Source organism: Streptomyces sp. NPDC037083, assembly GCF_055606485.1.
In genome coordinates, this window is the sequence record NZ_JBVJSQ010000013.1 from 263,570 (window position 1) to 285,398 (window position 21,829).

General features: G+C 73.6%; 23 protein-coding genes. 15 read left to right on the plus strand and 8 right to left on the minus strand.

Annotation, left to right across the window (positions count from 1 at the left end; genetic code table 11):
* The first annotated feature begins 6 nt into the window (after window positions 1-6).
* Together ACZ7DE_RS31075 and ACZ7DE_RS31080 are read left to right on the plus strand one after the other, a co-directional pair.
* A complete protein-coding gene (locus ACZ7DE_RS31075; RefSeq protein ID WP_470766981.1) occupies window positions 7-1,332 on the plus strand; it encodes a lipase family protein in 1,326 nt (441 codons plus the stop codon).
* Between the two features lie 44 nt (window positions 1,333-1,376).
* On the plus strand, window positions 1,377-1,886 hold the full coding sequence (locus tag ACZ7DE_RS31080) for a molybdenum cofactor biosysynthesis protein (protein WP_470766982.1): 510 nt from the start codon (window positions 1,377-1,379) through the stop codon (window positions 1,884-1,886).
* A 131-nt stretch (window positions 1,887-2,017) separates the two neighbouring features.
* Here ACZ7DE_RS31080 and ACZ7DE_RS31085 read toward each other — a convergent pair whose 3' ends face one another.
* The 4 genes from ACZ7DE_RS31085 to ACZ7DE_RS31100 form a co-directional block, all read right to left on the minus strand.
* Window positions 2,018-2,467, minus strand: coding sequence for an ATP-binding protein (locus ACZ7DE_RS31085; RefSeq protein ID WP_470766984.1), 450 nt, complete (start codon window positions 2,465-2,467; stop codon window positions 2,018-2,020).
* A 228-nt stretch (window positions 2,468-2,695) separates the two neighbouring features.
* Window positions 2,696-3,532, minus strand: coding sequence for a chitosanase (locus ACZ7DE_RS31090; RefSeq protein ID WP_470766985.1), 837 nt, complete (start codon window positions 3,530-3,532; stop codon window positions 2,696-2,698).
* 158 nt (window positions 3,533-3,690) lie between these two features.
* Window positions 3,691-4,020: a hypothetical protein gene (locus ACZ7DE_RS31095; protein ID WP_470766987.1), complete on the minus strand. Its 330-nt coding sequence runs from the start codon at window positions 4,018-4,020 to the stop codon at window positions 3,691-3,693.
* A 158-nt stretch (window positions 4,021-4,178) separates the two neighbouring features.
* A complete protein-coding gene (locus tag ACZ7DE_RS31100) occupies window positions 4,179-4,451 on the minus strand; it encodes a hypothetical protein (RefSeq protein WP_470766989.1) in 273 nt (90 codons plus the stop codon).
* Between the two features lie 184 nt (window positions 4,452-4,635).
* On the opposite strand from ACZ7DE_RS31100, the gene ACZ7DE_RS31105 reads away from it, so the two are divergent.
* Entirely contained in the window at window positions 4,636-5,340 is a 705-nt protein-coding gene (locus ACZ7DE_RS31105; RefSeq protein ID WP_470766991.1) for a hypothetical protein, read from the plus strand.
* Window positions 5,341-5,459: 119 nt separating this feature from the next.
* Here ACZ7DE_RS31105 and ACZ7DE_RS31110 read toward each other — a convergent pair whose 3' ends face one another.
* Window positions 5,460-7,676, minus strand: a complete 2,217-nt coding sequence (locus tag ACZ7DE_RS31110; RefSeq protein WP_470767089.1) for a M4 family metallopeptidase — start codon at window positions 7,674-7,676, stop codon at window positions 5,460-5,462.
* 458 nt (window positions 7,677-8,134) lie between these two features.
* Here ACZ7DE_RS31110 and ACZ7DE_RS31115 point away from each other — a divergent pair, with 458 nt between their 5' ends.
* Window positions 8,135-10,108, plus strand: coding sequence for a CASTOR/POLLUX-related putative ion channel (locus tag ACZ7DE_RS31115; RefSeq protein ID WP_470766993.1), 1,974 nt, complete (start codon window positions 8,135-8,137; stop codon window positions 10,106-10,108).
* A gap of 155 nt (window positions 10,109-10,263) precedes the next feature.
* Complete coding sequence (locus ACZ7DE_RS31120; protein WP_470766995.1) at window positions 10,264-10,731, plus strand: hypothetical protein; 468 nt, start codon at window positions 10,264-10,266, stop codon at window positions 10,729-10,731.
* A gap of 101 nt (window positions 10,732-10,832) precedes the next feature.
* Here ACZ7DE_RS31120 and ACZ7DE_RS31125 read toward each other — a convergent pair whose 3' ends face one another.
* Window positions 10,833-11,285 (minus strand): flavodoxin family protein, encoded by a 453-nt coding sequence (locus ACZ7DE_RS31125; protein WP_470766997.1) that lies wholly within the window; start codon window positions 11,283-11,285, stop codon window positions 10,833-10,835.
* 215 nt (window positions 11,286-11,500) lie between these two features.
* A complete protein-coding gene (locus tag ACZ7DE_RS31130; RefSeq protein WP_470766999.1) occupies window positions 11,501-11,821 on the minus strand; it encodes a hypothetical protein in 321 nt (106 codons plus the stop codon).
* On the opposite strand from ACZ7DE_RS31130, the gene ACZ7DE_RS31135 reads away from it, so the two are divergent.
* From ACZ7DE_RS31135 to ACZ7DE_RS31180, 10 genes are all read left to right on the plus strand, one after another.
* Entirely contained in the window at window positions 11,820-12,134 is a 315-nt protein-coding gene (locus ACZ7DE_RS31135; protein WP_470767002.1) for a hypothetical protein, read from the plus strand. The genes ACZ7DE_RS31130 and ACZ7DE_RS31135 overlap by 2 nt on opposite strands.
* A gap of 210 nt (window positions 12,135-12,344) precedes the next feature.
* Entirely contained in the window at window positions 12,345-12,719 is a 375-nt protein-coding gene (locus ACZ7DE_RS31140; RefSeq protein ID WP_470767004.1) for a hypothetical protein, read from the plus strand.
* A gap of 211 nt (window positions 12,720-12,930) precedes the next feature.
* The gene (locus ACZ7DE_RS31145) at window positions 12,931-13,299 is read left to right on the plus strand and encodes an ArsR/SmtB family transcription factor (protein ID WP_470767005.1); all 369 of its coding nucleotides are present in this window, start codon (window positions 12,931-12,933) and stop codon (window positions 13,297-13,299) included.
* Between the two features lie 428 nt (window positions 13,300-13,727).
* Entirely contained in the window at window positions 13,728-14,195 is a 468-nt protein-coding gene (locus ACZ7DE_RS31150; RefSeq protein WP_470767007.1) for a hypothetical protein, read from the plus strand.
* A gap of 492 nt (window positions 14,196-14,687) precedes the next feature.
* Complete coding sequence (locus ACZ7DE_RS31155; RefSeq protein WP_470767008.1) at window positions 14,688-16,229, plus strand: ATP-binding protein; 1,542 nt, start codon at window positions 14,688-14,690, stop codon at window positions 16,227-16,229.
* Window positions 16,226-16,648: a roadblock/LC7 domain-containing protein gene (locus ACZ7DE_RS31160; RefSeq protein WP_470767010.1), complete on the plus strand. Its 423-nt coding sequence runs from the start codon at window positions 16,226-16,228 to the stop codon at window positions 16,646-16,648. Before ACZ7DE_RS31155 ends, ACZ7DE_RS31160 begins: the two co-directional genes overlap by 4 nt.
* Window positions 16,645-17,010: a DUF742 domain-containing protein gene (locus tag ACZ7DE_RS31165; protein WP_470767012.1), complete on the plus strand. Its 366-nt coding sequence runs from the start codon at window positions 16,645-16,647 to the stop codon at window positions 17,008-17,010. Before ACZ7DE_RS31160 ends, ACZ7DE_RS31165 begins: the two co-directional genes overlap by 4 nt.
* Entirely contained in the window at window positions 16,979-17,605 is a 627-nt protein-coding gene (locus ACZ7DE_RS31170) for a GTP-binding protein (protein WP_470767014.1), read from the plus strand. Before ACZ7DE_RS31165 ends, ACZ7DE_RS31170 begins: the two co-directional genes overlap by 32 nt.
* Window positions 17,602-18,864, plus strand: a complete 1,263-nt coding sequence (locus ACZ7DE_RS31175; RefSeq protein ID WP_470767015.1) for a cytochrome P450 family protein — start codon at window positions 17,602-17,604, stop codon at window positions 18,862-18,864. The genes ACZ7DE_RS31170 and ACZ7DE_RS31175 overlap by 4 nt, the downstream gene beginning before the upstream one ends.
* Window positions 18,861-20,102, plus strand: a complete 1,242-nt coding sequence (locus ACZ7DE_RS31180) for a cytochrome P450 family protein (RefSeq protein WP_470767016.1) — start codon at window positions 18,861-18,863, stop codon at window positions 20,100-20,102. Before ACZ7DE_RS31175 ends, ACZ7DE_RS31180 begins: the two co-directional genes overlap by 4 nt.
* Before the next feature lie 124 nt (window positions 20,103-20,226).
* Here ACZ7DE_RS31180 and ACZ7DE_RS31185 read toward each other — a convergent pair whose 3' ends face one another.
* On the minus strand, window positions 20,227-21,762 hold the full coding sequence (locus tag ACZ7DE_RS31185) for a helix-turn-helix domain-containing protein (RefSeq protein WP_470767018.1): 1,536 nt from the start codon (window positions 21,760-21,762) through the stop codon (window positions 20,227-20,229).
* Window positions 21,763-21,829 lie beyond the last annotated feature (67 nt).

Sequence of the window (21,829 nt, forward strand, 5' to 3'; positions counted from 1 at the left end):
TCCGCCATGCCCGCCCCCACCCGCCTGCTGGCCGCAGCCGTCACCGCTGCCGCCTGCCTCGGCGTCACCGCCGTACCCGCCGACGCGACGCCGCAGTCGGACGCCGTGGTCTCGCGCGGCGTCACCATCCCCACCTTCTACAACCCGCCTGCCGCGCTTCCGGCGGCCGACGGCGCCCTGATCCGCTCCGAACCGCTCCCCCTCGCACTGAGCCTGCCGGGCGTCGACGGACCGCTGCCCGGCACCGCGACCCGCCTGATGTACAAGTCCACCGACTCCGGCGGCCGGCCCATGGCGGTGACCGGCGCCTACATCGAACCCTCGGCCCGCTGGACCGGCAGCGGACCACGGCCGCTGGTCGTCGTGGCGCCCGGCACGATGGGCCAGGGCGACCAGTGCGCCGCCTCCCTCGGCCTCGAACGCCCGTTCCTGGTCAACGGGCAGACGCTCTCCGTCGGATACGAGGACCTGGCGATCTACCGCTTCCTCGCCCGGGGCATCGCCGTCGTGGTCACCGACTACACCGGCCTGGGCGCGACGGACCGGCTGCACACCTACGTCAACCGGGTCGACGAGGCGCACGCCGTCCTGGACGCCGTCCGCGCCGCCCGCTCCCTCGAGGACACGTCCCTCACCGCCGCCTCACGGGTGGCGCTGTTCGGCTACAGCCAGGGCGGCGGGGCTACCGCGTCCGCCGCCGAACTGCAGCCCTCCTACGCTCCCGACGTGCCCCTCGCCGGGACCTACGCGGGAGCTCCGCCCGCCGACCTGGTCGCCGTCACCAAGGCGATCGACGGCAGCGACCTGGCCGGCGCGCTGGGCTGGTCGGTCAACGGCTTCCTGGAGTCCGACCCCGCCCTTCGGCCCATCGCCGAGGCACACCTGAACGCGGCCGGCCGTGCCGCGCTGAAGGACCTGTCGACGATGTGCGTGGGCGACGCGCTGCTCGCCTACAACTCCGCGCGCAGCACCGCCTGGACCACGGACGGACGGTCCATCAGCGAGGTCGTCGCCTCGGAACCGGCGCTGAAGGCGTTCCTGGCCGACCAGCGCATCGGGGCCCGCGAGCCGGCGTCGCCGGTGCGGCTGGCGACCGGGACCGCCGACGACCTGGTGCCGCACGCGCAGGCGCGGGCCCTGGCCGTCGCCTGGTGCGCCAAGGGCGCCGACGTCACGTACAAGCCGGTGATCCTGCCCGGCCTCGGCAGCTCCCTGATCAACCATGTCACCCCGCTGCTCGTCGACCAGGGCGACGCGATCTCCTGGCTGGCCGACCGGCTCGACGGCAGGCCCGCCACGTCCAACTGCTCCACGCTCGCGTTGCGCCCCTGACACGAGTCACGCGGTGACTCCGACGCCGGGACTAGGGTGGCTCCATGACGGAGATCGAGATCGTGGAGCTGCTGGTCTCGGCGTCGCACCGGCTCGCGGGACGCCCCGCGGACGGGCCGTCGGACGGCCCGGACGACGAGTCGGTGCAGGCCGTCCAGGTCCGTCGCGGACTCGGACTGGTCGGCGACCGGTACTACGGCCGCGCCGCCCACCGGGACGCCTCGGTCACCCTCATGGCCGCGGAGCACCTCCCCCGGCACATCGCCCCGGAAGCCGGCCTCACGCACACCCGCCGGAACGTCCTCCTGCGCGGCGTCGACATCGACTCCTGCGTGGGCTCGACGATCGTGCTCGGCGGCCCGGCGGGCCCCGTGGCCTTCTCGGTGAACCGCCCGGCACGGCCGTGCGCGTGGATGGACGTCACCGTGGGGCCCGGCGCCCAGCGGGCCCTGCGCGGAAAGGGAGGCGTGCGCTGCACGCCGCTGTCCGACGGGGTGCTCGTCCTGGGCAGGACGACGTTCGCCGTCGTGGAGGCGTTTCCCCCGCGGGACTGAGACCGTCGTGGTCGCTCCCACGGCGCTCCGGACGCCGTGGGACGCGGCCTGCCCACGCGTTCGGCGCGGGTCGGGCGGCCCCGTCCCCCACCCGCGAAGGGGCCCGTCGCGGGTGGGGGACGGGGCCGCGTTCACCGTCCGTCGGTCAGGCCCAGCCGGGCGACGATGCGTTTGCCGATCGGCTGGCGCGTCACGTCGAAGCCCTCGGCCACGGCTCTGACGATCTCCAGGCCGTGCTGGCCCACCCGCGTCGGGTCCGGTGCGTGCGGCGTCGGCAGCACCGGGTCGCTGTCCCACACCGCGATCTCCACCACGGCGCCGGCGATGCGCAGATGCAGCAGGACGGGCCCGGGCGCGTATCTGAGCGCGTTGGTGACCAGCTCGCTCACCACGAGCTGGGAGAGATCCATGGCCCGGGCCGACACGGTCAGGCCCTCACGGTGCTGGACGCGGGTGAGGAACTCACCCGTCAGCTGCCGTGCCCGGGCGATGCAACCGTCCTTGCCGTCCAGGGCCACCGTCGTCTCGGCAGGGGCTCCCTCGGGCAAGGGCCACCCCTGGTCGGGCGGGACAGGTGCCATCCGGACCGCCTTCGTTGCTACCCCGTTCATATCCGCGCGACTACCCGGTAACCCATCACCTACGCCCCAGTCGCCTCACTCACGCGATCGCGGTCCCGACGGGGCTTCCAGGGCGTCCGTCGGCGCCCCGGCGGCGTCGCGCCCGCCCGTCCCGCCGCCATGGTCCCGGCCGGCGCGCCGAAGTCTCCGGCACGCCACCGCACACGACGACGGGCGCGAGCGGCCGCGTCAGTCCAGGTGGTAGCTGTCGCCGTACACCTTCCAGTCCAGGGGCGGCTCGAGGTCGAGGTTGCCGTTGCGCAGGAAGACGCGCTGGGCGGTGTCGACGCGACTGGTGTCGCTGTGCGCCTCCTCCTGCTTCATGGCCCACACCCGAGCGTCGAGGAAGGCGTTCAGGTACGCCGTCTCGTCTCCGCCCCGGGCCGGCGGCTTCGCCTCGGCGAGTGCGCGCCCGCGGATGTTGCGGAAGCGGGTGGGGTCGGTGCCGTCGCCGTGCATGACGAGGGCGTCGTAGTAGGCGAACTGGCCCAGGGCGCGCAGGCCGTCGGCGCTGCCCCGGCGGACGGCCGGGTCGAAGTAGACCCGGTCGCGTTCGTCGTTCTGGGCCTGCTGGAACACGGTGTCCCGGGCGGCCTCGCGCCAGTCCGTCACGTAGTCCGGGTCGAGTCCCGCGTGCGAGTCGGTGCCGTCGACCGCGCGCAGGGCGGGCAGGTATCCGGCGAGGACGTTGCCGGGCCTGCGGTCGGCGTAGAGCTCGACGAGGTCGAGCATGTCGCCGGTGCCCGAGCAGAAGCCGATGATGCCGGCGGTGTATCCACGGCCGTCGCCGATGTCCTCGATGTAGGGGTACTGGGCCTTCCAGTCGAGCGAGGAGTTCTCCGCGCTGGAGACCAGCTTCATGGCGATCTCCTTCTTCGCCGGGTCGTCGAGGCCTGTCGCGGCGGGGGCCGTCGTCGCCCGGCGGGCGCCGAGCAGCGGGGTGGCCGCCACGACGCCGGCGAGGGCGAGGAAGCAGCGGCGGGAGGTGGGGGCGAGGCCGTCGACCGGCCGGGATATGTGCACCACAGTGACTCCAGGTGGGGGGTGGGGGTACTTCCGTGGGTGGTACTTCCGTTGCAAGCGACTGACAGGAAAGTTTCCTATCAAGCGTGGCGCACAGAGGTAACCCTCCCGAAGTCATGTTCGTACGATCGAACGAACGGCCCGCCGCCGCTCCCCGGGAGCTAGAGCAGCCGGATCACGAGGGAGACCAGGAACCCGGTGAGGCCGATGTGGAAGACGACCAGACAGATCCACTGCGACACGGACATGCGCCAGGACGTCGACGCCAGGATTTCCCACTCACTGACGGCGAAGGCGGCCAGCACCAGAGCCAGCACCTCCCACAGCACGATCCACCAGCCGGACGGCCCCGCCGCCGGAGTGCCCTCGATCGCCCCCTGGACGCGGGTCACGCGGCCCAGCAGGAAAAGTCCGATGAGGAGCTTGTGCCAGCCATGGCGGACCGCGGGCGCGGCGATTGCGCGAGTGGCGGATGTGGATCCTGTCGACATTCGCACATTTGATCACCCGCGGCCGATGGAAGCCATCGTTCCGGTCGCGCGAGGGCGCGGCGCCCCGGCGACGGCGTCCGCGCGGGTACGTGCTGACCGGGCCCGCTGAGCGGACCCGGTCAAACCGGCTCTGCCGGTCCTGCCCGGAGCCGCCTGGCTCAGGGAACTCCGGGGGCGTCGCCCCGCCAGTCGAAACGGCGGTCGTCTGCGTCGCGTCGTGCGTACAGGGCGCGGCCGCCGGGCCCGTACCGGCCTATCTCCGTAGTCAGGGCGACCTCGTGCAGCTCGTGCCCGGGCCGGCCCGTGACGTCCAGCAGCAGTCCGTCCAGCGGGCCGCCGACCAGCTGGACGTACGCGCGGTCCGGGCGGGGAGCCGCGTCGTCGTGGTCGGCGCCGTAGACCCGGCCCCGCAAGAACTCAACCTCGTCCATGACCAGCAGCCTGTCACCCGCCACTGACAACGGCCGCCGCGCGGGAGACGGCCGACGACGGTCGGCGGCCGGACGTTCTTCGGCCAAGGCCATGGCGGAAAAGCGGCGTTCGGGCGCAATCCCCCGACGAGACGGGTATGCCCCTTCTACACGTCGTTGTGTGTGGGGTGGGGGGCCGACCCTGATGGCACGTAGGCGGGAGCGGGCGCGGGCCGGCGAGTCGGCGCGCGCCCGCCGCCGTCGGGCCGTGCGCGAGCTGCGCGCGTCGGGGCGCTACGGGCCCCGGCTGCGCGAGGTGCTGCCCGCCCTGGCGGCCCTGGTCGCCGTCGCGGGCGCCGGGCTCGCGGGTCTGGCGCTGCTCTCGCACCGGCTCGGCTGGCAGGCCGGTGCGCTGGCCCTGGCCTCGATCGCGCTCGTCGCCGCCGTGGCGCGCCGTCGCTTCCGCCGGCCCGCTCGGCGGCGCGGCGGGTACTACACCGCCCAGGAGCTGGCGGAGCTGGACATGCCCGCACTGGTGGTCGCGGTGGCCAGGATGCTCCGGCGGGACGGCTGGCGCGTGCTGTCGCCCGCCCGGCACGACGCGCTCCATCTCGCAGCCCGCGACGACCGGGGACGGCTGCTCGACGTCGCGTTCCGTCCCGTGGCCGAGCCGCTGCCCGACGAGGAGGCGGCCTGCTCCTGCCGGGCGCGGCTGCGGTCACGGGGGCGGTCCGGTCCCCCGTTGCGGCTGGTCGTGCACCGGGGCACGTTCACGCACCGGGACGAGGCGTGGGCCGCGCGGGACGGACACACCTATCTGATCGACGGTCCCCGGTTACGGCTGTGGGCGCGCGGCACGCCCCTGGCGCAGCTGGTGGGAGGTGTCGTCCCCCCGCCCCGGCGGGTCTGAGGTCCGCAGGTCCCGGGCCCGCCGCCGGACCGTCCGCAGGCCCGCGCCGGGAATCACCCCCTGAACGCGCCGCCGCCCGGGCCTCGAGGGCCCGGGCGGCGGCTTGGGGCGTTCCGCGGTCAGGGAGTGAGCTGCCAGCGCTGGATGTAGCCGACGTCGATCGACGCACGGTCCTGGACGCGCAGCTTCCAGGTGCCGTTCAGGGGCTGCGCCGAGGCGTCGATGGTGAAGGTCTGGTCGACGTCGTCGGCGGCGCCGCCGCTGCGGTTGAGCAGCGAGTAGACGGTGCCGTTGGGGCCGACGAGGTCGACGGTCAGGTCACCGCGGTAGGTGTGGACGATGTTGACGTAGACGGAGGTGGTGGCGGAGGCGTTGCCGTCGCGGCCCGTGATGGTGACGGGCGACTCCACGGCGGCCCCGTTGTCCGGGATGTCGACCCGGGCGCCGTTGGCGTAGATGTACGCGATCCGCCAGGTGAAGGCGGACGTGACGGACGCCCCCGTGCCGTCGGTGACCTTGACGGCGACGTCGCTGCTGCCGAGGGTGGTCGGCGTGCCGGTGATCAGGCCGCTCGCGTTGATGCTCAGGCCGTCGGGCAGTCCGGTCGCCTCATAGGTCAGGCCCGCGCCGGAGTTGGTGGTGTACGCGTCCACCTGCAGGCTGACCGCCTGGCCCACCCCGCTGGTCTGGTCGGCGATCGGCGCGACATTGACGCCGAGGGCTATGCGGCTGCCGACGTTGACGGCGGCCCAGGCGTCCGCGACGGCGAGGTAGGTGGGGCTGTAGGCCCCGAACAGGTCGCTCGCCGCCTGCAGGGTGGCGGTGCGCGCGCCGGCGTAGTTGGTCGACGAGGTCATGTACGTCGTCAGCGCCCGGTACCAGATGGCGGCGGCGTTCTCGATGCCCACGCCGGTGACGGATCGGCCGTCGGACGTCGGGCTGTCGTAGGCGACGCCGTTGACGGTCTTGGCGCCGCTGCCCTCGGAGAGCAGGTAGAAGAAGTGGTTCGCGGGGCCCGAGGAGTAGTGGACGTCGATGCCGCCGAGGGTGGAGCTCCAGCTGTCGCGGGAGGAGCCGTCCCTGGAGGGCTTGTCCATGTAGCGCAGCGGCGTGCCGTCGCCGTTGATGTCGATCTTCTCGCCGACGAGGTAGTCGCCGGGGTCGGCGGCGATGTTCGCGTGGAACTCGACGGCGGCGGCGAAGATGTCGGAGGTCGCCTCGTTGAGGCCGCCGGACTCGCCCGAGTAGGTCAGGTTGGCGGTTGCCGCGGTGACGCCGTGGCTCATCTCGTGGGCGGCCACGTCCAGGGCGGTCAGCGGGTGGGTGTTGCCCGAGCCGTCGCCGTAGGTCATGCAGAAGCAGCTGTCCTGCCAGAAGGCGTTGACGTAGTTGCTGCCGTAATGGGCGCGGCTGTAGGCGGCGACGCCGTCGTTGCGGATGCCGTTGCGGCCGTACACGTTCTTGTAGTAGTCCCAGGTGGCCGCTGCGCCGAAGGCCACGTCGACGCCGGCGGTCTGACGGTCGGAGGGCAGACCGTTGCCCCAGACATCGTTGTCGTCCGTGAAGAGGGTGCCGGTGCCCGAGGTGCCCTGGTTCAGGTCGTAGGTCTTGTGCCCGGCGCGATCGCCGTCGGTGAGCTGGTACCTCGACCCCGAGGGCGTCGTGCCGAGCGGGACCGTGCCGCTGTACTGGCCGGTGCCGGTGCCGGTGTGCACCTTCTCGGCGGCGAGGATCTGCTTGCCCGTGGTCGCGTCGGTGACCACCTGGAGTTCGCTGGGCGTGCCGTCCTGCTGGACGCCCTCCACGAGGGTCTCCCAGGCCAGGACGGGCTTGCCCGCTCCCGCCCAGACGACGAGGCGGGGCGCTCGCTCGGTCCCGGCGCCGGTGACGTCGGCGCCCTTCGCGGCGGCGAGCGCCCTGCCGGTGGCGTGCGACGCGGACAGCTTCGGGGTGAGCGACGCGACCTTGACCGTGGCCTCGCTCGCCCGGGACACGGTGGTCCGGCCGTTCGCGACGTGGACGACGAGGTCCCCGCCGAGCACGGGCAGTCCGGCGTAGGTGCGTTCGTAGCGGGTGTGCGTGGCGCCGTCCGCGTCCTGGACGACGTCCTTCACGACGAGCTTTTCCTGTGCGCCGAGGGCGAGCCGCTGGGCGGTGGCGCCGGCCGTGGTCTGGGCGGCCTTGATCAGCGAGGCGCGGCGGGCCGGCGACAGGGAGGTCGCGGCGGCGCCGGCGCGCGGTGTGGCGGTGATCGTGGACGGGCCGGGAGCGGCGGGCGCCGCGCCCGCGGTGCCCGCGGGGGCGCCCAGGACCAGCAGGGTCCCGATGGTGGTCATCGCGAGGGCGGTGGCGCGTCTGCGCCGCAGGGTGGGGTGGTGTCGCCGGGGCAACGGGTTCTCCTTCTGTGCGACGGTCGGCCCGTGATGGGGGGCCGACGAGGTGGGGGCGGACCGGCGGGGTGGGGCCGGTCCGGAGCGCTGCACGGCTGGCGGGTGGAAGGAGGTGGGGGGTGGTTGAGGGGTGCTCCGCATGATGCGGGTGTGAAGGAATGGTGAACTTCGGCAGCAGAGTGGCACTGAGTGCCCGGTCTTGTCATGGGAATGCCAAGACAACGGCTTGAAATGACCATGACCGTCTGCGGATTCGGCCTGCTCGGCGCACATTTTCAGCCGCGAGCGGGGACCGCCTCCCCGAAAGGATGAACGCGCGCGCCTGCACGGCGTGTCGCGGCACGGCGGGCAGCACCCTGCGAGTTCAGGTGGCGACGGGAGTCGGCGGCGGACGGAGGGGCGCGGTGGAAGGACAGCGGCGGGAGCGGGCCTCGTTACGGGACCGGCTGCGCTACCGGTTCGACAGCACACTGGCCCGCAGCACCGGCAGGCTGGTCGGATGGCTGGCCGTGACCTGCCTGGGGATCGTCGTTCCCGCGAGCGCGCTGATGGTGTGGACGGACCCCTCCGCACCCCGTTCGCCCGCGGACCGGCTGGCCGCGGTGTGGCGGGTCAGCGCGGAGACGCTGCGGCTCGGCGCGGTGACCGGGGCCCCGCTGCGGATGCTGCTGTCCGTACTCCTGGGGCTGGTGGCCCTGCTGTACGTGTCGACCCTGATCGGCCTGATCACCACCGGTCTGACCGACCGGCTCACCGAACTGCGCCGCGGGCGCTCCACCGTGGTGGAGACGGGCCATTCGGTGGTGCTCGGCTGGTCGGAGCAGGTGTTCACGGTGGTCGGCGAACTGGTCGCGGCGCGCGTGAACCAGCGCTGGGGCGCGGTCGTGGTGCTCGCCGACCGGGACAAGACCGAGATGGAGGAGGCGCTGGCGGCGGCGCTCGGGCCCACCGGCGCCACACGGCTGATCTGCCGCAGCGGCTGCACGGCCGACCCCGACGCGCTCGAGCTGGTCAGTCCCGGATCGGCGCACGCGGTGCTGGTCCTGCCCGGCGCGGAGGCCGCGGGGGACGCCGAGACGGTCCGGACCCTGCTGGCCCTGCGCAGAGTTCTCGGCGAGCACCCGGGCCCGCCCGTCGTCGCCTGCGTCCGGGAGGAGCGCTACCGCGCCGCGGCCCGGCTGGCCGCGGGCCCGCGCGGCATCGTGCTGGAGTCCGACCGGACGGCCGCGGGGCTGCTCGCGCACACCGCGCTCCAGCCCGGCCTGACACCCGTGCTGCGGGAACTCCTCGACTTCGGCGGCGACGAGTTCTACCTCGCCGCCGCACCCGAGCTCACCGGACGTCGTTTCGGCGATGTCGCGCTCGACTGCGCGACGGCCTCCGTGGCCGGGCTGGTACGGGCCGACGGCACTCCCCGGCTCAACCCGCCGCCACAGACCGTCCTCGCTCCGGGAGACCGCGTCGTCGTCGTGGCGCCCGACGAGGACACCGCGCGGTGGGACGACTGCCGCGACCTCGTGGACCCGTCGGCGATGGCCGACGGCGGCGCCCGGGCACACGAGCCGCAACGCTTCCTGCTGCTGGGCTGGAACCGGCGGGCACCGCACCTGGTCGACCTGTTCCGCCGCAGCGCGCGTCCGGGCTCGGTCCTCCATGTCGTCACCGACCCGGCGGAGCAGGCGCCGCCGCCGTCGCTGCCGCAACCACGCCGGGATGCGGCCCTCACCGACGCGATGGCCGTGACCTTCGGCGCCGCCGACCCGACCGACCCCTCGTCCGTGCGCGCCCTCGACCCCGGTTCCTACGACCGGATCGTCGTGCTCGGGCCGGACACCGGAGAGCACGCCGACCGCCCGGACGACCGCACGCTGGTCGTCCTGCTGATCCTGCGGTCGCTGGCGCAGGAGGCCGGGCGGGCCGTGCCGGTGGTCGCGGAACTCGCCGACGAACGCAACCGGGCCCTGGCGCCGCTCGGCCCGGGCTCCGAGGCGGTCGTGGGCGGGCAGCTGACGGGGCTGCTCATGGCGCAGGTCGCGCAGAACGGCCACCTGGCAGCGGTGTTCGAGGAACTGTTCGCGGCAGGCGGCAGTGCGCTGCGGCTGCGTCCTGCACCTCGCTATGTGCTCCCGGACCGGCCCGCGTCCTTCGCCACGGTCGTGGCGGCGGCGCGCGAGCGGGGCGAGTGCGCGATCGGCTACCGCTGTCGCGACCCCGCCGCGACGCCCGCCGGCCACGCGGTCCGGCTCAACCCCGCCAAGGGCGACATACGGGTCTGGAGCCGCGAGGACGACATCGTGGTGGTCGTGACGGACGACCAGGCCGAGGGCGGCGCCGGCGGGGCGGAGGCGAACCGTGGAGCACGGGCGGACGTCTCGTAGCGCATCCCCCGCACCGGGGCACGGTCGCCGCCGCGCGCGGCGGCGTGGACCGTTCGAGTGGTCCCCTTCCGCTCGTCGTCGTAGCGTCGGGGAGAGAACCTCGGCGGGGCGCGGCACACCGGCGCGCCCCCGGTTCGGGCGGTCGGGAGCGGAAGATGCGACACACGACGAGATCAGCGGTCATGCTCGGGGCGGCGCTCTGCCTCACGGCGGCGGTCGGCTCCGCCACGGCCGCGCCGGCGGCGTCCCCGCCCGCGGCCCGTCCGGCCGCCGTGCGGCAGGCCAAGCCGCCGGTCCTGGTCGACTGCTTCTGGCACGCTCAGGTGCGGCCCCGCCACTTCATCCTGGCCTGCGGGGACGGCAACAGCCGTCTCGCCTCGCTGCACTGGAAGAGCTGGGGCCAGAAATCGGCGCGGGCCACGGGGATCAACCTGGTCAACGACTGCGTTCCCTACTGCGCGGTCGGCACCTTCCACCGGTACCGCGTCGTGGTGAAGCTGGACCGGCCCCGGCCGTGGAAGAAGCACCCGCAGGTGCAGCACTACAGCCGGATCACCCTGACCTACCCCGGAGACAGGCCGGCGCACTTCCAGCGGGTCGTGAAGTACCCCCTGTGGAACTGATCCTCAGCGGCGCGGCTCCTCGTCCGCTCCTGAAGGACGGACGGTCGAGCCCCGCGTCCCTGCCCGGGCGGGGCGGTCGCTGACGCACGGGCCGGGGTCGGTCAGCCCATCAGACCGGCCGCCATCGTCGCGCCCAGTTCCCAGCAGGCCTCCACGTCGCTCTTGGCCGGTTCCCCGGTGACGGTGACCGGCTCGGCCGCGCGCCGCCAGCCCAGGCCCGTGGTGACGGTCTCGATGCCGCGCACCGCACCGGTGACGTCGTTCCCGCCGTGCACGTAGTAGCCGAAGGGCCGGCCGCGTGTGGTGTCGAGGCAGGGGTAGTAGACCTGATCGAAGAAGTGCTTGAGGGCGCCGGACATGTAGCCGAGGTTGGCCGGGGTGCCCAGCAGGTAGGCGTCGGCCTCCAGGACGTCGGACGCGGTCGCGGCGAGCGCCGCCCGCCGTTCCACGCGGACGCCCTCGATCTCCGGCGCCGTCGCGCCCGAGACGACCGCTTCGAACAGCGCCTGGCAGTTGGGTGAGGGGGTGTGATGGACGATCAGCAAGGTGGCCACGGCACCAGACCCTGCCCGCTCCCCCGGGTCCGCCGCAAGCGACGCCGCCGCACGGCCCCGTGCCCGGCACACCCTGGAGCGCTGCCACGCCCCCCGCCGCCTCGGCCCTGCCCTGCCGTGCCCTGCCGTGCCCTGCCGTGCCCTGCCGTGCCGTGGGGAAGCGGAACCCGCTCCCCGGCGGAACCGTCGGCGTGGCACCCTGACATGACGACCCTTCAGAATTCGACACGCGAGGAGTGCATGGTGCTCGCTCGGAGTTCGGCGATGGTGTGCGCGGCCGGTGCGCTGGCCCTGTCGGCCCTGGCCGGCTGTTCCGCCGGGAACGACGGGGACGCGGCGGATCCGAAGGGCACCGCGCTCCCCACGGCGACCGCGTCCTCCGGCTCGCCCTCGCCCGCCTCACCCTCGGCCTCCCCCTCCCCACCCGCTCCGTCCCCGTCCGTCTCCCGCTCGCCGTCGCCCGCGCCATCCGCCTCGACGTCCGCAACCCCGTCGCCGGTGCCCGTGACCGGGCCGGACCAGAAGCTGGTCACCATGACGGTCAGCGGCGGCTTCGCCGGGGTGAACCAGCGGGTGGTCCTGCGTGGCGACGGCACCGTCCGCACCACCGACCGGGGCGAGTCCGACGTGCGCCGCACCACGACGGCGCAGTTCACCACGCTGCGCACACTGCTCGCCGATCCCGCGCTCGCCGACGTGCCCGCGTTCTCGCTGGACATGGGCGCCGCGGACAAGTTCCAGTACACGCTGCAGTTCGACGACCGCACGATCATGACGGACCGTTCCGCGGACGAGCCGGCGTTGGACCGTCTCATCGACGCCCTGGAGAAATGGCTGCCGAACAACTGACGTGGCTGCCGAAGAACTGAGCTACCCGCCGACGCCCATCCGCTCAGATCCCGAACCTGCGCGATCAGAAAGGGGCGGAGATCTTCGCGTTCCGGAGCTCCTTGCGCCAGTCCCGGAGCACGTCACCCTCTCGGGGGACGGTCTCCGTACGGTCGGGACACCAGCGGGGCCGGAGGAGCCCGGTCCCGTGCAACCGGCAGGAGGAGCGCCATGGCGAATCTGGAGATCTCGATGAAGGAGACGATGACCGCGGTGGAGGGGGCGGTGGGAGTCGCCGTCGTGGACTACACCAGCGGCATGGCTCTCGGCACGCTCGGCGGCGGCAAGGACCTCGACCTGACGGTCGCCGCGGCCGGCAACACCGATGTGATCCGGGCCAAGGTGCGCACCATGGAACACCTGGGCCTGAAGGGCGAGATCGAGGACATCCTGATCACACTCGCGAGCCAGTACCACCTCATCCGGCTGCTCAAGGGGCGTGGCGGCAGCGGACTGTTCATCTATCTCGTACTGGACCGCGGCCGGTCCAACCTGGCCATGGCCCGCCACCAGCTCAAGCGGATCGAGGCCGAACTCGAGCTGTAGACGACCGGACGGTCCGGGACTTCGCACACCCTCGAATTGAAGATTTCTTCATCTCGACACATCCAGATCAGCGCATCACACGGGTGTGCGGAGCCCGCAGCCGTCAGGATCGGGACGCAGCACGTCGCGCGCGGCGGCGTACGGCAGTGGGGCGGGCCGCCGCGCCGGCCAGAACCACGTAGTGAACGCGGCAGGGAGCGAGCGATTGACCATGCAGGTTCCCCTCTACCAGGCCAAGGCCGAGTTCTTCCGCATGCTCGGGCACCCCGTGCGCATCAGGGTTCTCGAACTGCTGCAGGGCGGCCCCGTCGCCGTGCGGGACCTGCTCACCGAGATCGAGATCGAACCCTCCAGCCTCTCCCAGCAGTTGGCGGTGTTGCGCCGTTCCGGGATCGTCGTCTCGATCCGGGAGGGGTCGACGGTCAGCTACGCGCTCGCCGGCGGCGACGTCGCCGAGCTGCTGCGGGCCGCGCGCCGCATCCTCACCGAACTCCTCGCGGGCCAGAACGAGTTGCTCGCCGAACTGCGTCAGGCCGAAGTGCCGCTGCCGGTGCCGCACGGCGGTGCCGGACCGGTCTGACGGGAGCGGCGAGCGAGGTCGGTCAGGCCGACTTCGCCGACGTCACCACGGGGGAGGACGACGGAGGGCGCCCGGTCGGTCGGCAGGGGCCCCACCGACGGACCGGTCAGCGGCCGACAGCCGGGGCGACGGTTCCCGCACGAGGAACGACCGGAGCCGACAGGGCAGGCGAAGGGCCGGGCGACCCACGATCGTCCACACGTCCGGGCCCTCGGGGTCGTGGTCGCCGCCGTCCGGCGGGCCCCGGCGGTCCCTGCTCCGTCCGCCGCCCTTGCGGCTGTCCGCCCGAGCCGAACAACGGCGCGATGATCGAACGAAACAGACCAAAACGCCAGGGTTCGCCACCCCTTCCGCCACCCAGAGATATCTACCAGCATGCATATGCCCGGTTGGCATGTGGCCGCCGGTGGACGTCACACGGAGCCGACATGAGCGATGCGATGTGGATGCGCGGCGTGGAATGGCTCGCCGCCGCCGCAACGGACCCGAGGCTGTGCAAGCGGGAATGGGACCAGGGTGACGGGATCGCACTGCTGGAGGCCGGCCGCTACTGGGACGTGCTGAGCGTGCCGGACCGGCTGGGGCTGCTCGCCCTGGACCTGCTGTGGCAGGCCTCGCGCCCCGTCCCGGGGCCGACGCTCGTCGACACCGCGGCGCACCGCGTGGGCTTCTTCCTGCCGCCCGATCCCGGCAGCCGCTGGATCGGCGCTGGACTGCGGCGCGCGAGCCGGGGCTCATGGGTGGCGGTGCCTCCCCCCTACCGGGCCGCCCGGTTCCTGGAGTGGCTCGTACCACCGGACGGGACCGGCGCCCTGCACGCGCCCGGCACTTTGGAGCAGGCCCTGAGACAGGCCAACGGCACGCTCGCCGTACTGTCCCCGGTGATCGGGGTGTAGCCGGTCACGTTCGCCGGCTCGCGCCGTCGTCGAGCCGGGTGCGGGGCGGACGGACGGCCAGGAACAGCCCCTGCCCGTCGGGGTGGACGGGCATGCTCCCGCCACGGGCGCGCCACTTGGCGACAAGGCGGACGCAGAACGGCACCCGGCATCGCGGGCATCCGGCCCACTGGGCGCAGAGGACGCCGAAGGGGCGGTCGCCGCGGCTCTGCGCCCGCCGGTGTCGGGCCGAGGCCGTCCGGGCGGCGCCGCCCCGCCCACCCGAACGCCCCTCCTACACGGTCGTCTAACTCGCTTGCGCCGTACGGCAATTCAGACAGTCGACGCAGAAGCGAACAGATAGCAGGCACTTTCGGAGCGAAGTATCGCTCGACCGTGCGAGATCGATCGATGACGGTGTGTACTGTGCTGCGGGTGCCCGGTCCGAGCCCGTCGGACCCGCCCCCGCCCTGCACTTCGTGACGACGCCCGACCTCCTCTGGAACCGAATCGATGATCGAACTACCGGACCTCGTGGCCGGCGCCCTGGCCGCCGGCACACTGTCCGCGCTCGCCCTCGGCGGCGGGCTGCTGCGATCACGGCGGCAACAGGCCCGGCAGCTCGCGGAGATCGCCGGACTGCGTACCCGACTCGACGGCACCGCGCGGGCGTTCACGGCCGAGGTCGAACATCTGGCGACCCAGCGCGTGCCCGCGGCCGCCCGCCAGGTGGCCCATCCTCGCCTGCCCGTGCCGGGCCCGCTCCAGCCGCTCACCGCCGGCACCCCGCTCGGCATCGCCCTGGAGAACACGCTGCTGGCGCTGCAGTCCGAGGTGGCCGCCCAGCGCACCGGGGTCGACGCCGCGGCCCAGGCCGGCATGCGAGGCGCCGTCCGGGAGATCCAGGCCGCTCTGTACCGGCTGCAGGACGCCCTGCGCGGTCTGCAACAGCGCTACGACGACCCGGAGTTGGCGCAGACCCTGTTCCGGCTCGACCACGAGAACGAGCAGTCACTGCGCCGCGCGCAGGTCGCGGCGGTGGTCTGCGGGGCCTGGGTCGGGCTGGCGCGCGAGGAGTCGCACCTGGTGGACGCGGTGACCGGCGGCCAGGCTCGGCTGGCCGGCTACCACCGGGTCCAGGTCCACAACCACCTCGAACCGGGGACGGCCCTGGTCTCGCACGCCGTCGAGCCGGTGGCCGTCATCGTCGCCGAGCTGCTCGACAACGCGCTCAGGCACTCCGCTCCGGACACCGACGTCGTGGTGAGCCTGGAGCACGTCCACCACGGCGTGTGCGTCACCATCGACGACGCGGGCCTCGGCATGACGCGCGACGAACGGGACCGCGCCCAGCGGCTGGTGGCCGGTGACGAACCGATCCTGCTGACCGACCTGGGCGATCCGCCACGCATGGGCCTGGCCGCGATCGGTCGGCTGACCAGGCAGTTCGACCTGAACGTGGACGTCTCCTCGGCCTCCCCGTACGGCGGGGTCCGCGCGGTGCTCAGGGTCGAAAGCCACCTCCTCAGCCACCTCGACCCGGCCGACCGGCCGCCGGCCGCGAGCGCCCCGCGCACGACACGGACGACGCGCAGGGCCGCCCCCGAACGGCCCGCCCCGGCCCCCGCCCACGCGTACGGGACGGAGGCCGTCGCCCCGGAGGCGCCGCCGGGACATCACGACCCGCGGGACGCCGACGGCCTGCCGCAGCGCCGCCGCCGCGCCCGGACCACGGCGCCTGCACCGGCGCCGGCCCCCGAGCGGCCGACCTCGCGCAGCCCGGAGGAAGCCGCCGCCGCACTCGGCGCACTGCAACACGGCACCGCGACCGCACGCGCCGCAGCCGCCGCCACCGACGCAAGCCCCCCACCGGGCACCACGGCCGACACGCCGACCTCGCGCAGCCCGGAGGAAGCCGCCGCCGCACTCGGCGCACTGCAACACGGCACCGCAACGGCACGCGCCGCAGCCGCCACCAACGGAAGCCCCCCACCGGGCACCACGGGCGACGACACCGACCAGACGGACGACGACGAAGGGGGCGCGGTCCGATGACCAGCCGCAACACGGGCGACACGGCATGGGTGCTGGAACCGATCCTGCAGGTGCCGCACGTCCTGGCCGCCGTCATGCTGACCCGGGACGGGCTCGTGACGGGGTACACCGACGCCCTGTCCCAGCCGTCGGCCGAGCGGGTGGCCGCCATCACCAGCACCGTGCAGGGCGCCTGCCGTACGGCGGCCGCCGCCTTCGCCGACCGGGAGCGGGCCGAGGTACGGCAGATCGTCATCGAGTCCGACCACGGATACGTGCTGATCGTGCCGACGGACCACGGCACCTGCGTGGCCGCCTACGGCGACGCGGAGGTGCGGCTGGACCTGCTGGCGCACCGGGTGCACTCGCAGGTGGCGCGACTGGGCGAGAAGGCCATGGCGGCCGCGCCCCGAGGAGCCGACGACAACGCTCCCGCATGACCGGACGCCCGGCCGGCCGCCCCCTGGTTCCCGCGTACCTGTCGACCGGCGGCGTGGCCCGGCCCAGCCGCCCCCATCTGGAGCGGCTGTCGGTGCTTGCCCGCAGCGACCGGCCGCCGCCCGCCGGCCTCACCGCCGCGGAACTCGCCCTGCTGGACACCCTGGAGGGCGGCTCGCTGGCCGTCGTGGAGGCGGCGGCGCTGCTCCGGCTGCCGGTCTCCGCGGTGCGGGTGCTGGCGGCCGGCCTCATCGACCGGGACCTGGTCCTCGTCCGCGCGCCGATCCCGCCCGCCGAACGGTTCGACCCCGACCTGCTGAAAAGAGTGGCCGATGGCCTCCGCGCCCTCAAGCTCCGCCCGTAGCGCCGGCGCGACCGGCGCCGTCCACCTGCCCGACTCCGCCCGCGACCTGGTGAAGATCCTGGTCGCTGGGCCGTTCGGGGTGGGCAAGACGACCCTGATCGACTCGGTGTCGGAGATCCGGCCGCTGCACACCGAGGAACCCCTGTCCGAGGCGTCCGCGCGGGTGGACGACCTGGCGGGGGTCAGGGAGAAGTCCACCACCACGGTCGCCGTCGACTTCGGCCGCATCAGCCTGCCCGGCGACGTCGTGCTGTACCTGTTCGGCACACCCGGGCAGGAGCGCTTCCGGGCGCTGTGGGACGACATCGCCTACGGTGCGCTGGGGGCGCTGGTCCTCGTCGACAGCCGTCGCCTCGACGCGTCGTTCGACGTGCTGGGACTGGTGGAGGAGAGCGGGCTGCCGTACGCCGTGGCCTTCAACGCCTTCCCCGACGCCCCGCGCCACTACGGCGAGGAGCGGCTGCGCCGGGCGCTGGACCTGGAGCCGGGCACGCCGATGGTGACGTGCGACGCGCGGGACGCGCACTCCTCTATCGACGCGCTGCTCGCGCTGGTCGACCATCTCGTCGGGCGTGAGCCGGTGGAGGCCCGGTGAGCGCCTATCCCCCCGACCGGGGCGACTTCTCCCGCTCGGCCCCCGTACGGCTGTGGGAGGACGGCTTCGCGTCGGCTCCGCACCGCTACTACTCCGCCCTGCGCGCCCAAGGGCCGATCGGCTGGGCCGAGTTGGCGCCGGGTGTGCCCGCGTACGTGGTCACCGACCGGCGGGCTGCGCTGGACGTGCTGCACGACGAGGAGACGTTCTCGCACGACCCGCGCGCGTGGGAGACGACCGTGCCCGCCGACTCGCCGGTGCTCGGCATGATGCGCTGGCGGCCCAACGCCCTGTTCTCCGACGGCGCCGAGCACATCCGCTACCGCAGCGCCCTCATCGACGTCTTCGGCCTCGTGGAACCGCACGACCTGCGCGGTCGCGTGCACCGGGCGGTGCGACTGCTGGCCGGACGCATCGGTCCGCGCGGCGAGGCGGACCTGGTCGCGGACTTCTCGCGCCCGCTGCTCGCGCTGGTGCTCAACGACCTGTTCGGGCTGCCCGACAGTCAGGGCGACCGGCTCAACGAGGGGCTGGGCAAGATGATGGAGGGCGGCGCACAGGCCGCCGAGGGTGAGGCGCAGTACGCCCAGTACGTCCTGGAGCTCATCGCGGCCAAGGCCGAGCGGCGCGGCGACGACCTGCCGAGCCATCTCCTCGACCACCCGGCCGGGCTGACCCGCGAGGAGGTCACCTGGCAGGTGTTCCTCACCCTCGGCGCCGGGTACGAGCCGACCGCGAACCTGCTGTCGAACACCCTGTCCCGGGTGCTGGGCAACCCTGCCTACTACTCCACGCTCACCAGCGGCGCCCGTCCGGTCATGGACGCGGTCGTCGAGGTGCTGCACCACGAGACGCCGCTGGCGAACTACGGCATCTACTACGCCCGCAGGCCCGTCGCCTGCCACGGGGTGTGGCTGCGCGAGGCGGTGCCGGTCGTGGTGTCGTACGGGGCGCTCGGGCAGTTCGCCGAGCGGGAGGCCGCCGACGGGCGTCATCCGGGCGACGCCTCGCACCTGTCGTGGGGCGCGGGGGCGCACACCTGCCCGGCGAAGCAGCACACCCTGCTGCTCGTTACCGAGGCCATCGAACAGCTCACCCAGTGGCTGCCCGACCTGGATCCCGTGGTGCCCCGCGAACGGCTGGCCTGGCGGCCGGGCCCGTTCCACCGCTCGCTGAGCGCGCTGCCCGTCCGTTTCAGCCCCCGCTCCCCCGCCTCCGGCCCTGCTTCCGCCTCCGCCTCTGAAGGAGTCCGTACGTGACCGTGACCGACCGCATCGCCCTCGATCCGTTCGGCGCCGATGTGCACGCCGAGAGCGCCCGGCTGCGCGCCCTCGGCCCGATCGTGCCCGTCGAGCTGCCCGGCGGCATCCCGGCCTGGGCGCCCACCGGGTACGACACCCTCAAGGCGCTGATCCTGGACCCGCAGGTCAGCAAGGATCCGCGACGGCACTGGCGGCACTGGCCGGAACTGGGCGAGCATCCCTCCTGGGGCTGGATCCTAGGCTGGGTCGGCGTGATCAACATGCTCTCCACCTACGGCGCCGACCACGCGCGGCTGCGCAAACTGGTGGCGCCGAGCTTCACCCACCGGCGCACCGAGGCGCTGCGGGGGCGAGTGGAGGCGATCACGGCGGAACTGCTCGACGACCTCGACAAGGGCGGCACCGCCGGGGACGACGACGCTGCCGTCGATCTGAAGGCCGCGTTCGCGCACCCGCTGCCGATGCAGATCATCTGCGAACTCTTCGGTGTGCCGGAGGAGTTGAGGGAGGCCACCGGCCGGCTCATCGCGGCGATCATGGACACCTCCGATCCGAGCCCGCAGCACGCCGCGTTCGTGCAGGAGCAGATCGGCACGGTGCTCGGCGCGCTCATCGCCGACAAGAGCGAGCGTCCCGGCGACGATCTGACGACCGAGCTGATCCGGGTGCGCGACGAGGAGGGCGACCGGCTCAGCGACGAGGAACTGCTCTACACGCTGCTCCTGGTCATCGGGGCCGGCTTCGAGACGACCGTGAACCTGATCGGGAACGCGACGGTGGCGCTGCTGCGCCGGCCCGAGCAGCTGGCGGCCGTGCGCCGGGGCGAGATCGGCTGGGACGCCGTCGTGGACGAGACGTTGCGGCTGTACCCGTCGATCGCCACGCTGCCGCTGCGGTTCGCCGTCAGCGACCTGAAGGTGGGCGACGTGACGATCCCGGCCGGGGACGCCATCATCACGACCTACGCGGCGGCGAACGTGGACCCGGCCCACTACGGGCCGGACGCGGAGGTGTTCGACGCGGCGCGCGGGGCGGACGACCATCTGGCCTTCGGGATCGGTGTGCACCGGTGCATCGGGGCGCCGCTGGCACGCATGGAGGCGCTGACGGCGCTGCCCGCGCTGTTCGACCGGTTCCCCGGCCTGCGGCTGGACACGGGGTCGGGGGACCTGCAGCAGGTGCCCTCGTTCATCGCGAGCGGCTGGCAGCGGATCCCGGTCCGGTTGCGGGGCTGAGCTGAGCGGGCGCGGGGGCGCGACCGGTCCCCCGTACCGGTCGTACCCCCGCGGTTCCTTGAAGTTACGTCCCTGGCGGGCGGCTTGTGAATCGTGGCGGTGCCCGCTCGGGCGGCCGGATGGCTCACCTGTGCACAGGTGAGTCCGGATGGCCCCGTTCCGCCCCGTGGATGTGTCCGTGCAGGTCGGGCAGGGCGAGGTCGCCGGTCGCCAGGTGGGCCAGGACCACCTCGTACAGGTCGCTGCCGGAGGCGAGGAGCTGACGTTCGAGGACGGGTTCGGCACTGCGGACGTGTTCGCGGACGGTCTGCGCGTGCATGCCCAGCGCCTGGGCGGCCCGCTCGGCGTTGCCGCCCGAGGCGATCCAGGCGCGCAGGGTGCCGCGCAGGTCCCGGCCGTCCGTGTCCAGGCGGGCCAGCACGTCCCGCGCCCAGCCGCGCAGCGCGGGCCCGGCGATCAGTTCGCCGAACCGGGCGGGGGCGGTTCCGGCGCCCGCGGGGTCCTCGGCGATGCCGGCCTGGGCGTTGAGGGCGAGGTGGACGGCGGCCCGGACGGTCAGGTCGGAGAAGTCGGTGCGCAGCAGGTTCTCGACGCGTTCCATGCGGGCGCGGACGGTGTTGCGGCTCACGCCGAGCACCTTGGCCGCGCTCACCGCCGTGAACTCCAGACCGAGCCGGGTGGTGGCGAGGAGTTCGGCGCGGGTGTGGTGCGGGAGGGCGTCGAGGGGGCGCAGCAGGCGGGTCGTCCAGGCGCGCAGGACCTCGGGGTCCATCAGGCGCTCGGGGTGGGTGCGTTCGGCGTAGACGGCCGACTTGCCGGGGCGGAAGCGGGCGACGGCGAGCGCGCTGACGGCCTGTCCGTAGGCGGTGGCGGTGCGCGCGAGGCTCTGGCGGGCGCTGCAGCCGAGGAACGCGCCGGGGTGGCGGTCGCACAGGGCGCGCAGCTCACGGCCGGTGTCGTCGTCCGGGACGACCGCGATGACGTGACCGTCCATGGCGGGGCAGCGCACCACGAGGGCCTCGTCGTGGGTGGCCGCCAGGCAGGCCGCGGCGAGGCGGTCGCGGTCCTCGGGGCTGGTCTCGACGACGTAGACGCACGCGGTGTCGATGTCGAGCAGCCCGGGCCACAGACCGGCGGCGACGCGGCGGGCGGCGACGGTGTCCTCGACCATGAGCAGTTGCAGGATGGCCAGCCGAAGGTCGGCGGTGGCGCGGGCCAGACGGTGCCCGGTCGCCTCGGTCTGCTGGGCGCGCAGGAGGAGTTCGAGGACGCCCACGGTGTGGGTGACGATGTCGGAGGCGCGCCGGTCGAAGGGGCGCGTCCGGGACAGGGCGAGCACGCCGGCCGAGGCGGACCGCGGGACTCCGACCCTGATCAGGCGCATGAAGGCGCCCGCGTCCTCCCAGGCGGCGGAGGCGAGCCGACCGCCCAGGACGTCGGCGGCCGGCGCCGCGTCCAGCGGCGGGAGCGATCCGGCGAGCAGAGCACCGGTGTCGTCGCGCAGCGAGACGGTGGCCTCGACCGCCTCCGCCAGCCAGTCGACGACCCTGCGGACGTCGCCGCCGGCGGCGCGCAGGTGACCGAGGAGTTCCCGCGCCCATGCCGCGTGGGCGCCGTCCGCCGCGTCGCTGTGCAGGTGCTCGTCGTCCCGGCCGGCCATGACGGCGCGCTCCTCGTCCCTCGCGGCCCGTGCGGGCCGAACCAGTCATATCGGTCGGGGACGTTAC